Raw genomic sequence first — 13,257 nt, 5'->3', positions numbered from 1 at the left:
GGCGGGCACCTCAATTGCAGACTTTGTCCCAGGCTTGCAGGCCCAGCCGTTCGCGCAAGGCCTCGGCGCCGCCGGCGGTGATCGTCAGCGCGCGGCTGCCGGCCTTGCGCACGAGCCAGCCCTGGTCCAGCGCATGCGCGCAGATCATCGCACCGAGCCGGCCGGCAAGATGCGGCTTGCGCTCGCTCCAGTCCAGGCACGGGCGGCAGTAAGGCCGGCCGCGCAGCGGCAGCGGCAGCGGCGCCGACGCGAGCGCAATTCCCCAGCGCTCCAGCGCCTGTGCCGAGCCCTCGGTGACATGTCCGGCGTCGCCATCGAACACGATCAGCTGGTCGGCCAGCAGCCGCTCTGCAATCGCCAGCCCCAGGCGGCCCGCGATGTGGTCATAGCACATGCGGGCCATGCGCATCGCCGCATCGCGCGGCCCCACCACCACGGCGCGCGCGGCCGGCAGCTGTCCTGCGATCCGCATCATGCCCTCCAGCACCTTGGCAACCTCGACGCAGGCCAGCCGGTGATAGCGATGCCGTCCGCGCTGCTCCACGCACATCAGGCCGTACTCGACCATCTGCGCCAGATGGCGGCTGGCCGTCGCGGCGGAGACATTGCCCGACCTGGCCAACTCGGTGGCGGTCAGCATGCGCCCGTCCATGAGCTGCAGCAGCATGGCGGCACGCGTGGGGTCTCCCATCAGGGAGGCAATTCGGGCGATCTGGTTGGTGTTCATGGTCTGGCATGTAGCGCGCAAGCGTAAGCCATGCAGCCGGCGCCATGCTTAGTCCCACAGCGAAGCATCCGGCGCGGGCCCGCCGATAGCATCCAACGCATCGCGGCTCGCGCCACCACCGGACCTCTTCAGCCCATGCCATCCTGCCCGCCCTTCCACGGAAACAGCGTCATTCGCGCCGCCTTTGTTCTTGCACTGTTCGGCTGGGGGGTCGGGTTCTACGGCCCTCCCATCTTCCTGTATGCCGTCATGGCGCGCACCGGATGGCCGCTGCCGCTGGTGTCCGCCGCGGTCACGTTCCATTTCCTGCTGGGTGCGGGCGTCGTCGCCTGCCTGCCCCGAATCCACCGGCGACTGGGAATTCCCGCGGCCACCAGCGCCGGGGCCGTGATGCTGGCCGCCGGAACGATGGGCTGGGCGCTGGCAGAGGCGCCGTGGCAGCTGTTCGTCGCGGCGATGCTGACCGGCGGCGGCTGGGTGCCGCTGGGCGCGGCCGGCATCAATGCCATCATCTCGCCCTGGTTCACGCGCAACCGGCCGCTCGCGCTGGCCAAGGCCTACAACGGCGCCAGTGTCGGCGGCATGCTCTTCTCGCCGCTGTGGGCGGTTTCGATAGAGCACATGGGCTTTCCCGCAGCGGCCATGGTGCTGGGTTTTTCGATGATCGCCGTGGTGCGGTTCATCGCTCGCGGGGCACTTGCCAGAACTCCCCCGAACGAGCAGCCGGGCGCGCAGGCCGGCCCGGGCTGCGCGCCGGCGCCTGCTGCGGTCCGCGGGAGTCTCTGGCAGGACCGCCGTTTCCTGACGCTCGCCATCGCGATGTCGCTGGGCCTGTTCGCGCAGATCGGCCTGATCGCCCAGCTCTTTTCCCTGCTCGCGCCCAGCATGGGCACACAACTGGCGGGCGGCATCACGGCGCTGGCGACGGGCTGTGGCATGGGCGGGCGCCTGCTCATGGCAAGGCTGCTGGGCCGGTACCCGCAGCGCCGCCGCGCGGCGGCCGCCAGCTATGCGCTGCAGGCCGCGGGAACGCTGCTGCTGCTGTTCGCCGGCGCCGGGCATGGCGCGCTGGTGCTTTTGGGCATCGTGCTTTTCGGCTTGGGCATAGGCAATGCCACCTCGTTGCCGCCGCTGATCGCCCAGGCGGACTTCGCGCCCGCCGATGTGCCGCGCGTGGTGGCGCGCAGCGTCGCGCTGTCCCAGGCGCTGTACGCATTCGCGCCGGCGCTGCTGGCCAGCCTGCTGCTCGGCGCGGCGCACACGCCATCGCTGGGCACCCACACCGATGCCTATTTCTGTGCGATCTTCGTGCTGCAGGCCCTGGCTGCGGCATGCGTGCTCGGCGGCAGCCGGCCCACGCGCAGCCGTCGGCCAGCTCAATGAAGCGGTGTGCATGCCTTGACCCTTGCAACTGAATGGTGGGCATGAGGACGAGGAGGGGTCCGACGCACAGACAGTTGCCTTGTGCGCTGCCGCTGCCGTATCCTGGGACGCGATGGCAGCCATATTCCTCCACCCGGACCAACCATGCATTCCCTACTTTCCCTGCCTGAACGCTACCGCGCGCTGGTGCTGGGCGCCTCGGGCGCGATAGGCGGCGCGATCGCCGACAGGCTGCGCGCCGACCCGCGCTGCGCCACGGTGTGCGCGCTCGCGCGCGACACCGCGCCGCGCATCGATTTCTCTGCGCCCGACAGCATTGCCCAGGCCGCGCAGGCATTGCAGTCCCAGGGTCCCTGGCAGCTGATTGTCGTCGCCACCGGCATGCTGCAAGGCCCCACCGGAGGCCCCGAAAAGCGCCTTGCCGATCTGCGTGCCGAGCATCTTGCCGCGAGCTTTGCGATCAACGCCCTGGGCCCCGCGCTGGCGCTGGCGCATTTCACGCCGCAGCTCGCGCGCGGTGAGCGCTGCCTGGTGGCCGTGCTCTCGGCCAAGGTCGGCAGCATAGGCGACAACCGCCTGGGCGGCTGGTACAGCTACCGCGCTTCCAAGGCCGCGCTGAACATGCTGCTCAAGACCGCGGCCATCGAGCTGGCGCGTACCCATCCGCAGACCGTGCTCGCCGCGCTGCACCCGGGCACGGTGGACTCCGCCCTGTCGGCGCCGTTTCGCGGCGCGCAGATCGGCCGGCCGGCCGCCGACGCGGCGCGCGATCTGCTGGCGGTGCTCGACGGCCTGCGTCCCGAAGACAGCGGCGGCCTGTGGGCCTACGATGGCCAGCGTCTGCCATGGTGAAACGACGCGCCTCACATTGACACATTCAAGGAAAGATTCCCCATGCGCATTCTTCTTACCGGCGGCACCGGCCTGATAGGCCGGGCCCTGTGCAAACACTGGCAGCGCCAGGGCCATGAACTGTTTGTCTGGAGCCGCCGCCCCGATCAGGTGGCGGCGCTGTGCAGCGGCGCGCGCGGCGTGGCGCAGCTGCAGCAGCTCGAAGGCCTGCCGCCCCTGGACGCCGTGGTCAATCTCGCGGGCGCGCCGATTGCCGACCGCCCCTGGACCAAGGCCAGGCGCGAACTGCTGTGGCGCAGCCGCGTGGATCTGACGCGCACGCTGGTCGAATGGCTGGGTCGCCAGCGCGTGCCGCCGCGCGTGCTGCTGTCGGGCTCGGCCACGGGCTGGTATGGCGACGGCGGCGAGCAGCCGCTCGACGAGCACAGCGCCGCGACCCGCCCCGACTTCGGCAGCCAGCTGTGCGCCGCCTGGGAGCAGGAAGCCGACAAGGCGTGCCAGTTGGGAATGCGCGTGGCGCTGCTGCGCACCGCGCCGGTTCTTGCGCCCCAGGGCGGCGTGCTGGGCCGGCTGCTGCCGCCGTTCCGGCTGGGCCTGGGCGGGCGGCTGGGCAGCGGCGCGCAATGGATGCCCTGGATCCATATCGACGACCAGGTCGCGCTGATCGACCATCTGCTGCAGCGCGATGACTGCAGCGGCGCCTTCAACGCCTGCGCGCCTCATCAGGTGCGCAACGCGGAGTTCACCCGCACGCTGGCGCGCGCGCTGCACCGCCCCGCGGTGCTGCCCGCGCCGGCCTGGGCGCTGCGCCTGGCGCTGGGCGAGATGTCGGTGCTGCTGCTGGGCGGCCAGCGGCTGTCGCCACGGCGCACCCAGGACGCGGGCTTCGCGTGGCGCCAGCCCACGCTCGCGCCGGCGCTGGCGCAGCTACTGCACAGCACCTAGGCCTACATCCATCCTGGGCGCGCAGGCAATAGACTGCCAAGCATGCGCAAACCTTCCAAACTCGTGGTTCCCGCCCTGCTCGCCGTCGTGGTAGGAACCGTGATCGTCACCTCGGGCTGCGCCGCCTGGCGCCTGGGCCAGACGCGCGAGCTGGTCGACCGCAGCGAGCCGCTGCAAAGCACGCCCGTGGATGCCGCGCAGCGCCTGCTGATCGTCGGCGACAGCACGGGCGTGGGCACCGGGGCGAGTTCGCCCGAAAACAGCCTCGCGGGCCTGCTGGCCCAGGCCTTTCCGCGGCTGCAGATCGACAATCGCGCAGCGGACGGCGCGCTGCTCGCCGATGTGCGCGGCCAGCTCGAAGCGGTCAGCGGGCGCTATGACGCAGTGCTGGTGCAGGCCGGCGGCAACGATGTGATACGGCTGCGATCACAGGACAGCATGGGCCGCGACATGGACCGCGTGACCGAACTGGCACGCGCGCGCAGCGACCATGTGCTGCTGATGCCGGCCGGCAACGTGGGCCATGCGCCGTTCTTCTTCGCCCCGGTGTCCTGGCTGATGAGCGCGCGCGCCCGCTCCCTGCACAGCGTGGTGCGCGAAACGGCGCAGCGGCGCCAGGCGGTCTACATCAACCTGTACAAGGACAAGGACCAGGACCCGTTTGCCCAGCAGCCACAACTGCTGCACGCCTCGGACGGCCTGCACCCCAGCGACCCGGGCTATCGCATCTGGTTCGATGAGCTGCTGCAGCAGGCCCAGCTCGCGACGCTGCTCGCGCCGTCCAAGGCGCGCTGAAGCGGGGCTGCGCGCGGCGACGACGGCCGCGGTCTCGGCCTTGCTGCAGATGACGCGCCGCGCGCATGGACGAAAAAAAACCGGCTCGTCAGAGCCGGTTTTTTCAGCAGAGCCGCAGGCTCAGTAGCGGCCACCGCCGTAGCCACCGCTGCCATAGCCGACGTCAGAACGATTGCTCGCGCTGAAGCCACCCGAGCCGCCGCCGGCTTCGCGTGGACGCGCCAGGTTCACGACAATCGCGCGGCCGTCGACCGACATGCCGTTGAGGCCGGTGATGGCGGCTTGCGCCACTTCGGCAGAAGCCATTTCCACGAAGCCGAAGCCCTTGGAACGGCCGGTTTCACGGTCCATCATGACCTTGGCCGAGGAGACTCCGCCGAACTCGGCGAAGTTGCTCTCCAGGCTGGAATCGGTTACGGAGTAGGGAAGGTTGCCCACATAGATTTTGACGCTCATGGAAAGAGCCTTTCTGGAGGAAGGTGCGCAACAAATGGCGCGCCGTTGGAACAAAGGTGCGTGGACGGAAATCCCGCAGCCACTGGAAATGGGGGCATCAGCAAATCGGCGGATGCGGCATGCATGTCTGCAGCCAGCCTTGCGTCACGGCAAACAGCCGTGCGGCTTCGCGCGAGGCAAAAGTCTTGTCAAACCGGAATATTCGGCAATAGCTGCCGTTGCTCTGGGAGCGATGGACCGCGAAGGAGGCGCGAAAACGGCCACAGTCGGTCGGGTGTGTCGCGGGCGAAACGACGTATTGGCCCATGGAAATGCCGATTTTTGGAATTTAATGCATTCGGGAACGCAGGCCTGGATCAAGCCGCGTGAGCTTAGGGCAGAACGCGGGTGTCTGCAGCTCTACAGAACAACCGGGCGACAAGGGTCGCAAAACGGGTCTTGCAGGAAGGCCGCGGCCTTCCTCGCAAGCGTTGCGGCCAGCGTATCGGACTCACCGGCGTGGCTGCAACAGAAGCTATTATATCACCCATCAGAATTTAAAAACCAATCATTATTCTATTGGGTTTTAAAAATGCTGACCCGCCCCCGCCTTCAGTCCGACATCACCACCGGCCCGCCCTTTTGCAAGGCGCGCTGGTAGGCGGGCCGGGCACGCATGCGCTCGCGGTAGGCCAGCAGATGGGGCCAGGCGGATTCATTGCCGCTGCGCGCCAGCGCGGCTTCGACCGCGAAGCTCATCTGGAAATCGGCCATGGTCAGGTGCTGGCCCGCAAACCAGGGGTTGCGCGCCAGGTGCGCGTCCATGAACTCCAGCGCGGTCTGCACATTCGGGCTGACGAGCTTTTGCTGCACCTTGGCGCACAGCCCGCGCGCGATCGGGCGCACGAAAAACGGCATGGGCTGGCGTGGAATGGTGTCGAACACCAGCTTCATCACCAGCCAGTTCATCAGCGAGCCTTCTGCGTAGTGCATCCAGAAACGGCATTCGCGGTGCTCGGGCGTGCCGCGTGCAGGCTCTAGCTGCGCCAGTTCCGCCGGCGCCCGCGCCGCATGGCATTCGGCCAGGTACTCGATGATCGCGCCCGACTCGGCGACCACGGTGTCGCCATCTGTGATCACGGGCGACTTGCCCAGAGGGTGAATGGCCTTGAGTTCGGGCGGGGCCAGCCGCGTCTTGGGGTCGCGCTGGTAGACGCGCAGCGCATACGGCAGGCCCAGCTCCTCCAGCAGCCACAGTATGCGCTGCGAGCGCGAAGTTTCGAGGTGGTGAACGGTCAGCGTCATCAAGGTCTCCGTTGGTTGAAACAATGCCCGGGGCAGGCGCTCATGCGGTCAGCAGGCCGTCCATCTCCCGGTGCGTGGCCGCGATCTGGTCGCGCACTTCGCCGGGCAGCCCCGCCTGCTGCGCAAACTCGGGCCAGCGCGCGAGCGCCGCGCGGGTCTGCTCGATGATCGGGTCGCAAACGCCGCGCATACCGTAGCTGTTGGCGACTTCGCGAATGTCGCCCCGCGTGATGCCGGAGAACTTGCCGTTGACCGACATCAGATGCTGGCGCAACCAGACATTGCCCGGATCATAGGCATAGGTCACGTCGTAGGCCGGCGCCAGTTCCCACTGGCCGCCCTGGCGCAGCAGGAAGGAGAAGTTCTTCGTATGGTCGTCGTTGTTCGCGGCCAGCACGTTGAACACCATGCGGCGCAGCGTCTGCGCGAATGCCGTCTCATCGAGCTGCAACTGGCGCAGCGTCTGGAACAGCTGGTGGTAGCTGTGCGATTCCTGCTGGTTGAAGTCCAGATGCGCCAGCCCGCACAGCGTCTGCATGTGGTGGCGCGCATTGCCGTCGCGGTCGAAGCGCTGGGTCATGAAATGCGCGCGGCCGCCCTCCTCGAGCAGGTTGCAGTCCGACATCGTGACGCCGGCCGCCCTGGCCATCAGCGAGTACGCGTATTCGATGCGGCCGTAGTTCCTGCCCGGGCCCAGCTGGCTGTCCAGGCCTATGCCGTCGAACTTGAGCAGCCAGGCTTCATAGCCTTCGGGAATCTCGAACTGGCCGGTGCGCACGTCCTGGGTCGCGCGGCGCCAGGCAATCGTCGCCTTGGCGCGCGCACCGCCGGCCGACGTGCCCACCTGAATGATCTGGCGCAGCAGCTCGCTCGCATGGTCGCTGCCCGCAAAGTCGCCGCTGATCACCGAACGCGCCTGGGCCACGAGCTGCGACATCTGCACGGCGGTCGCGGCCGACGACTGCGGGCCGCGGCTGGGCTTGAACGTCAGCGCGCCCATGGAGCGCTGGCCCATGTAGGCCAGGCGATCGAGCGCCGTGACGTTGGCCTGCGCAATGCCGCGCTCGGCCATCCAGGCGTTGATCAGCGCGTTGCCGAATCGGTCGGGCAGCGCATCGGCCAGCATGGCCGGCAGCCGCTGGTAGGTGGCGATGGGCAAATTGGGAAACACGAACGGCGCATTGGCCTGGGCCAGCGGCATCTGCAGCGGCGCCAGCTCTATGCCCGAGCGCACAAACTTCGGCTCGTATTCGAACGCGTAGTAGCCGGTATCTGGATCGAGCGCGACCGCGCCCACATCCATTCCCCAGATGTTCACGGTCACGGCCTGCACGGCCCGGAAAACACTCTTGCGCGTTGCCATGGTCTTGTTCTCTGTATATTGATTTCAGCGGCGGCTCAGCCCTGGTCGTCGCCGCGTTCCAGGCGCAGCTTCCTGGCATAGACGCTGCGCGCGGCACGCTGGCGCGAGGCCACGCCGCGCGCGATCTGCAAGGGGCTGATGCGCACTGGTGGACGGAACGTGGTGAGCCAGGCGCCATGGCCCAGCGCATCGATCACGCGGATCAGCGAGATCACGCGGCTGCCCGCTCCGGTCTCGAGCGCGCGCAGCGTCTGCTTGGACACGCCGGCCTTGAGGCACAGGTCTTCCATGGTGATGTTTTGCCGCAGACGCTCGGCGCGCAGCTGCTCGCCCAGCTCGCGCTCCAGATCTTCAGGCGTTTTAATCTGCTCCATAAAGTACCTTTTTCGTTGTGTTAACCAAAAATATGGCTGCAACATACGCTTTTACGTACTTTATCATGCATTGGTGCATCAGTAGTTTTGATGTGAATAAACTACCAAATTTCGAACTTTAGTTTACCAAAAGCCTTTAACACACCAAAGATCGCATGTTGAATGGCTATTCTCATGGAGTGCTGGTTCACACGTCGTGTAGCTATTAACTGTACGTATATACAGTTACAATCTTTTCCTTCCAACCCGGCGCGCCACGCGGCTGCGCTGCACAACAAAGGATTGAATGATGGCAAGCATTGGCGTGGTGCTCACACCGGGTTTTGCAGACTGGGAATACGCGTTGCTCGCAGGCACGGCCAAGTCGTTCTACGGCATAGACCTGCGGTTTTTCTCTCCCGCACCGGGAGCGTTGCGCTCGCAGGGAGGATTGGACGTGACCGTGGCCGACGACCTTGCGCAATGCCAGGCATGGCAGCCGCAGGCGGTCGCGGTCATAGGCGGCATGGTCTGGGAAAGCAGCGCAGCGCCCGACCTGGGCGCATTTCTTCACGCGCTGCGCGATCAGGGCGCGGCAGTTGCCGGCATCTGCGGGGGAACGCTCGCGCTGGCGCGTGCCGGCCTGCTCGACCACATTGCCCATACCTCGAACAGCGCCGATTTCCTGCGCAGGAATGCCATGGGCTATGGCGGCGCGGCGCACTACCGGGACAGCCCGGCAGCCGTGCATGCGCAGCGCGTGATCACGGCCCCGGGAACCGCGCCGGTGAGCTTCACCTGCGAAGTGTTTGCGGCGGCCGGACTCGCACCCGAGCCCATTGCGCAGCTGCGTGCCATGCTGGCGGCGGAGCACGGCACGCGCCTGCCATAGCGCCGCGCACGGTGCCGGGCGTCAGGCCGTGCCGACCAGCGAGGCCGCGAGCCGGCCCACCTGCGCCAAGGCCAGGTCACGCGTTGCCTGATCGGCCTGGGTCTGCGTCAGATAGCTGCTGACCAGCAGCGGCGCGCGGCCTCCCGGCGGCCAGAGCACGCCCACGTCGTTGTTGGTGCCGTAGGCGCCGCCGCCGGTCTTGTCGCCCACGCGCCAGCCCGCGGGCAGCAGCGCGCGCAGTTTGCGGTCGCCGGTCTTGTTGTCCTGCAGCCAGCGCGTGATCTGCGCGCGCGAGGCCGGCGACAAGGCATCGCCCAGCACGATCTTGCGCAAGGTCTGCAGCATGGCTTGGGGCGTGGTCGTGTCGCGTGGATCGCCGGGCAGCGCTTCGTTGAGCTCGGGCTCGATGCGGTCCAGGCGCGTGAAGTCATCGCCCAGCGAGCGTGCATAGGCCGTCAGCGCCGCGGGGCCGCCAAAGCTCTGCAGCAGCAGATTCGCCGCGGGGTTGTCGCTGAGCGTGACCGCAGCGTCACAGAGTTCGGCCATGGTCATGGGTGCGCCGCCCACGCGCGGCGCGGTCGCCGGTGCATGCGGCACGATATCGCTGGCCTGCACCGCGATGCGGCGCGTGAGCTGTTCCTGCCCGCGGTCGACGCGGTCCAGCACCAGGGCCGCGGCAAGAAACTTGAAGGTGCTGCACATGGGAAAGCGCTCCGTGCCGCGGTGGGCCCAGGCCAGGCCCGTGTGGGTATCGAGCACGGCCACGCCCAGGCGGCCGCCGCTGTCGCGTTCGATCTTTTGCACTTCCTGCTGGAAGCGGCTCGCCTGGGCCGCCGAAGGGCTGCGGGCCAGCGTGCAGCCGGCGCTCAAGACCGTGACCGCAGCCAGGCCGGCCGCGCGAATGAAAGGACGTCGCTCCATGTTTTCCTTGTAGTGGGTTTGAACGAAAGCGATGATGCCGGCCTTGGGCGCCCACGACAAACAGTAATAATCGAGTTTTGACCCCAGAAAAACTGGGGACAGCCGAGGTTTCCGTATGCACCTGCCGTTGAACGCCTTGCGCGCTTTCGAAGTATCGGCGCGCCACCTGAGCTTCACGCGCGCCGCCGAGGAACTGCATGTGACCCAGACCGCGGTCAGCCAGCATGTGAAGAACCTGGAAGACCGGCTCAAGGTGACGCTATTTCGCCGCCTGCCGCGCGGCCTGGCGCTGACCGACGAAGGCCAGGCCCTGCTGCCGGTGCTGGCCCAGTCGTTCGAGCGCATAGGCCAGCTGCTCGACCAGTTCGGCGACGGGCGCGCCCGCGAGGCGCTGACCGTGGGCGTGGTCGGCACCTTTGCCGTGGGCTGGCTGATTCCGCGCCTGCGCGACTTCCAGCAATTCCATCCGTTCGTCGACTTCCGGCTGTTCACCCACAACAACCGTGTCGACATCGCGGGCGAAGGCCTGGATTACGCGATCCGCTTCGGCGACGGCGCCTGGCATGGCACCCAAGCCCAGCCCCTGCTGGCCGCGCCGCTGTCGCCGATGTGCACGCCGGCCCTGGCGGCCGAACTGCACGCGCCTGGCGATCTCGCCGGCCAGGTGCTGCTGCGCTCCTACCGCGCGGACGAATGGGTCGCCTGGTTTGCGGCCGCGGCCACGCCCTGTCCCCTGCTGCGCGGCGCGGTGTTCGACTCGTCGCTGACCATGGCCCAGGCCGCGGCCCAGGGCGCGGGCATTGCGCTGCTGCCGGTGCGCATGTTCGCGCAAGAGCTGCAGCAGGGCCGGCTGGTGCGCCCGTTCGAGACCGAGATAGCCACCGGCCGGTACTGGCTCACGCGCCTGAAGTCCCGGCCCGTGACCGCAGCCATGCAGGCCTTCAGCGACTGGTTGCTGCAGACGACGCCGAAATGACTGCAGCCCTGCCTCCTGCGCTCTACACGCCAAAGCTACTTGTAATCCGGGAGGCTTCCATACAAGCCGCTCTTATCCCCAAGACAGGGGAGCAAGCTTGTGCATAACTGCCGCAATAACCCCGCAAAGCCGCGCCAGTGCTGGGTTTCCAGAGCGTGCTCAAAAAACAGGCAGCTGCGCGCGGAATGTCATGCCGCGTCATGCCACGCCGACGCTCAGGCCGCGGGACGCACCACGTTGACCGGCGCGCCGCGCTCGAACGCCTCGATGTTGTCGACCAGTTGATCGGCCAGGCCCTGAATGGCCTCTTGCGAGGCCCAGGCCACATGCGGCGTCAGGATGAAGTTGGGCAGGTCCAGCAACGCCATGAAGGGATGGTCGGCCGGCGGCGGCTCGGCCGAGACCACGTCAAAGCCCGCGCCCGCGATCTGGCCGCTGCGCAGCGCGTCGGCCAGCGCGGCCTCGTCGACCAGGCCGCCACGCGCGGTATTGATGATCAGCGGGCGGCGCGTCATCTGCGCGAACTCCGCTGCGCCCAGCATGCCGCGCGTCTGGGCGTTGAGCGGACAGTGCAGCGTGATGATGTCCGAACGCGCGAGCACTTCCTCGAACGGCGTGTAGAGCCTGCCCATGCCGGAGCGCCCCTTGTGCGCCGATATCAGCACCGTCATGCCCAGCGCGCGCGCAATCGTTGCCACGGCGCAGCCCAGCGCGCCGTCGCCGATGATGCCCAGGGTCGATCCCGCAAGATCGCGCACCGGATAGTCGAAATAGCAGAATTGCCCCGATTCCTGCCAGCGGCCGGCCTTGACGGAGTCGCGGTAGGCACAGATGCTGCGTCGCAGCGCGAACATCAGCGCAAAGGTGTGCTCGGGAACGGTGTGCTCGGCGTAGTTGCGGATGTTGCTGACGATGATGCCGCGCCGGGCGCAGGCCTGCAGGTCTATGCTGTCGGTGCCCGTGGCCGCGACCGCGATGAACTTCAGGCATGCGGCCTGCTCCAGCGCCTGGGCGCCCAGCTTGACCTTGTTGCTGATCACGATGTCGGCATCGGCAATGCGCTGCGCGACTTCATGCGGGGCGGTGCTGTCATGGCACACGAGTTCGTGCGGGAACGAAGGCAGGCGCAACGTGGTCTCGGGCGACAAGGTGGCGCGGTCAAGAAATACGATCTTCATAGGGGTCCGTCCGTTCAATTGCCGTAGGCGTATTCACCGCCGCGCTCTATCGCCTTGCGGTAGGCCGGCCGCGCCTGCAGCCTGGCCATCCAGGCCTGCAGATGCGGGTAGGGTGCGTCCATGCGCTGCACCTTGGCCAGTTCGCCGACGAAGCTCAGCTGGATGTCCGCGCCGCTGAGCTCCCCGCCCATCAGGAACGGCGTGTCGCGCAGCGCGGCATCGATATAGCCGAGGAAATTCGCCAGCTCCGACTGGATGCGCGGCTGCAGCGGCGCGCCGGCCTCGCCCAGGCGACCGACGTAGAGGTGGAGCATCAACGGCAGCATCGCCGAGCCTTCGGCGAAGTGCAGCCACTTGACGTATTCGTCGTACGCGGGGCTCGCGGGATCGGGCTGCAGCCGGCCGCCGCCATGGCGGCGTATCAGGTAGTCGACGATGGCGCCCGACTCGGTCAATACCAGAGGGCCTTCCTCGATCACGGGCGACTTGCCCAGCGGGCTGATGGCCTTGAGTTCGGGCGGCGCCAGATGGGTCTTGGGGTCACGCTGGTAGCGCTTGATCTCATAGGCCAGGCCCAGCTCTTCCAGCAGCCAGAGAATGCGCTGCGAGCGCGAGTTGTTGAGGTGGTGGACAGTGATCATCGGGTCTCCGGGAGGGGCAGGAAAGGGAGCGTGCGGCGCGGGCTAGGGCGCGCCGACCGGCTCGGAAATCTCGATCAGGTTGAGATCGGGGTCGCGCAGATAAATGGAGCGAATTCTCGCAGTCGCGCCGGTGCGCAGCACCGGGCCTTCGGCAATCGGCACGCCCAGCTGGTGCAGGTGCGCAATCACCGCGTCCAGCGGCACCGACGCCATGAAGCACAGGTCGAGCGCTCCCGGAACGGGCGTATGCGCCTTGGGTTCGAACTCGCGGCCCTTGACATGCAGATTGATTTTCTGCGCGCCGAACATGAAGGCCTTGCGCTCCACGGGCGGCGTGCCGCCGATGAACGATTCGAGCTTCATGCCCAGCACTTCGGTGTAAAAGCGCACGCATTGCGCTTCGTCGGCGGTGGTGAGAACCAGGTGGTCCAGGTGGCTGATCATGGAGATACTTGCTTTGCGGTGAAGGGACAAGCCGGGGCAGAATCCCA

General features: G+C 67.4%; 16 protein-coding genes. 6 read left to right on the top strand and 10 right to left on the bottom strand.

Going from position 1 to position 13,257, the window contains the following annotated elements:
* Nucleotides 1-10 precede the first annotated feature (10 nt).
* On the bottom strand, nucleotides 11-727 hold the full coding sequence (locus tag ACSVDO_RS24160; protein ID WP_489596839.1) for an ArsR/SmtB family transcription factor: 717 nt from the start codon (nucleotides 725-727) through the stop codon (nucleotides 11-13).
* A gap of 135 nt (nucleotides 728-862) precedes the next feature.
* Here ACSVDO_RS24160 and ACSVDO_RS24155 point away from each other — a divergent pair, with 135 nt between their 5' ends.
* The 4 genes from ACSVDO_RS24155 to ACSVDO_RS24140 all read left to right on the top strand — a co-directional run bounded on the left by ACSVDO_RS24155 (nucleotide 863) and on the right by ACSVDO_RS24140 (nucleotide 4,702).
* A complete protein-coding gene (locus tag ACSVDO_RS24155; RefSeq protein ID WP_489596837.1) occupies nucleotides 863-2,110 on the top strand; it encodes an MFS transporter in 1,248 nt (415 codons plus the stop codon).
* Between the two features lie 144 nt (nucleotides 2,111-2,254).
* Nucleotides 2,255-2,962, top strand: a complete 708-nt coding sequence (locus ACSVDO_RS24150; RefSeq protein WP_489596836.1) for an SDR family NAD(P)-dependent oxidoreductase — start codon at nucleotides 2,255-2,257, stop codon at nucleotides 2,960-2,962.
* A gap of 42 nt (nucleotides 2,963-3,004) precedes the next feature.
* The gene (locus ACSVDO_RS24145; protein ID WP_332535517.1) at nucleotides 3,005-3,907 is read left to right on the top strand and encodes a TIGR01777 family oxidoreductase; all 903 of its coding nucleotides are present in this window, start codon (nucleotides 3,005-3,007) and stop codon (nucleotides 3,905-3,907) included.
* A gap of 42 nt (nucleotides 3,908-3,949) precedes the next feature.
* Nucleotides 3,950-4,702 (top strand): GDSL-type esterase/lipase family protein, encoded by a 753-nt coding sequence (locus ACSVDO_RS24140; RefSeq protein ID WP_489596833.1) that lies wholly within the window; start codon nucleotides 3,950-3,952, stop codon nucleotides 4,700-4,702.
* A 120-nt stretch (nucleotides 4,703-4,822) separates the two neighbouring features.
* On the opposite strand, the gene rbp is transcribed toward ACSVDO_RS24140, so the two are convergent.
* From rbp to ACSVDO_RS24115, 5 genes are all read right to left on the bottom strand, one after another.
* Complete coding sequence (rbp, locus tag ACSVDO_RS24135) at nucleotides 4,823-5,158, bottom strand: RNA-binding regulator (protein ID WP_332535515.1); 336 nt, start codon at nucleotides 5,156-5,158, stop codon at nucleotides 4,823-4,825.
* A gap of 97 nt (nucleotides 5,159-5,255) precedes the next feature.
* Nucleotides 5,256-5,465 (bottom strand): hypothetical protein, encoded by a 210-nt coding sequence (locus ACSVDO_RS24130; RefSeq protein WP_332535513.1) that lies wholly within the window; start codon nucleotides 5,463-5,465, stop codon nucleotides 5,256-5,258.
* A 284-nt stretch (nucleotides 5,466-5,749) separates the two neighbouring features.
* Nucleotides 5,750-6,442 carry a glutathione S-transferase family protein gene (locus ACSVDO_RS24125; protein WP_489596832.1) on the bottom strand — a complete coding sequence of 231 codons (693 nt, stop codon included), beginning with the start codon at nucleotides 6,440-6,442 and terminating at the stop codon, nucleotides 5,750-5,752.
* 40 nt (nucleotides 6,443-6,482) lie between these two features.
* On the bottom strand, nucleotides 6,483-7,805 hold the full coding sequence (locus ACSVDO_RS24120) for a type II toxin-antitoxin system HipA family toxin (protein WP_489596831.1): 1,323 nt from the start codon (nucleotides 7,803-7,805) through the stop codon (nucleotides 6,483-6,485).
* A gap of 35 nt (nucleotides 7,806-7,840) precedes the next feature.
* The gene (locus ACSVDO_RS24115) at nucleotides 7,841-8,179 is read right to left on the bottom strand and encodes a helix-turn-helix domain-containing protein (RefSeq protein ID WP_332535510.1); all 339 of its coding nucleotides are present in this window, start codon (nucleotides 8,177-8,179) and stop codon (nucleotides 7,841-7,843) included.
* A gap of 289 nt (nucleotides 8,180-8,468) precedes the next feature.
* Here ACSVDO_RS24115 and ACSVDO_RS24110 point away from each other — a divergent pair, with 289 nt between their 5' ends.
* The gene (locus tag ACSVDO_RS24110) at nucleotides 8,469-9,050 is read left to right on the top strand and encodes a DJ-1/PfpI family protein (protein WP_489596828.1); all 582 of its coding nucleotides are present in this window, start codon (nucleotides 8,469-8,471) and stop codon (nucleotides 9,048-9,050) included.
* A gap of 21 nt (nucleotides 9,051-9,071) precedes the next feature.
* On the opposite strand, the gene bla is transcribed toward ACSVDO_RS24110, so the two are convergent.
* Nucleotides 9,072-9,971 (bottom strand): class A beta-lactamase, encoded by a 900-nt coding sequence (gene bla / locus ACSVDO_RS24105; RefSeq protein WP_489596827.1) that lies wholly within the window; start codon nucleotides 9,969-9,971, stop codon nucleotides 9,072-9,074.
* A 115-nt stretch (nucleotides 9,972-10,086) separates the two neighbouring features.
* Here bla and ACSVDO_RS24100 point away from each other — a divergent pair, with 115 nt between their 5' ends.
* Nucleotides 10,087-10,947: a LysR family transcriptional regulator gene (locus tag ACSVDO_RS24100; protein ID WP_489596826.1), complete on the top strand. Its 861-nt coding sequence runs from the start codon at nucleotides 10,087-10,089 to the stop codon at nucleotides 10,945-10,947.
* 215 nt (nucleotides 10,948-11,162) lie between these two features.
* On the opposite strand, the gene ACSVDO_RS24095 is transcribed toward ACSVDO_RS24100, so the two are convergent.
* The 3 genes from ACSVDO_RS24095 to ACSVDO_RS24085 are packed head-to-tail and all read right to left on the bottom strand — an operon-like array spanning nucleotide 11,163 to nucleotide 13,210.
* Nucleotides 11,163-12,125, bottom strand: coding sequence for a D-2-hydroxyacid dehydrogenase (locus ACSVDO_RS24095; RefSeq protein ID WP_489596824.1), 963 nt, complete (start codon nucleotides 12,123-12,125; stop codon nucleotides 11,163-11,165).
* A 14-nt stretch (nucleotides 12,126-12,139) separates the two neighbouring features.
* On the bottom strand, nucleotides 12,140-12,766 hold the full coding sequence (locus ACSVDO_RS24090; protein ID WP_332535503.1) for a glutathione S-transferase family protein: 627 nt from the start codon (nucleotides 12,764-12,766) through the stop codon (nucleotides 12,140-12,142).
* A 42-nt stretch (nucleotides 12,767-12,808) separates the two neighbouring features.
* Nucleotides 12,809-13,210, bottom strand: a complete 402-nt coding sequence (locus ACSVDO_RS24085; protein WP_332535502.1) for a VOC family protein — start codon at nucleotides 13,208-13,210, stop codon at nucleotides 12,809-12,811.
* Nucleotides 13,211-13,257 lie beyond the last annotated feature (47 nt).

The organism is Comamonas sp. DB36 (assembly GCF_057914905.1).
This window is presented reverse-complemented; position numbering and strand designations above follow the sequence as displayed.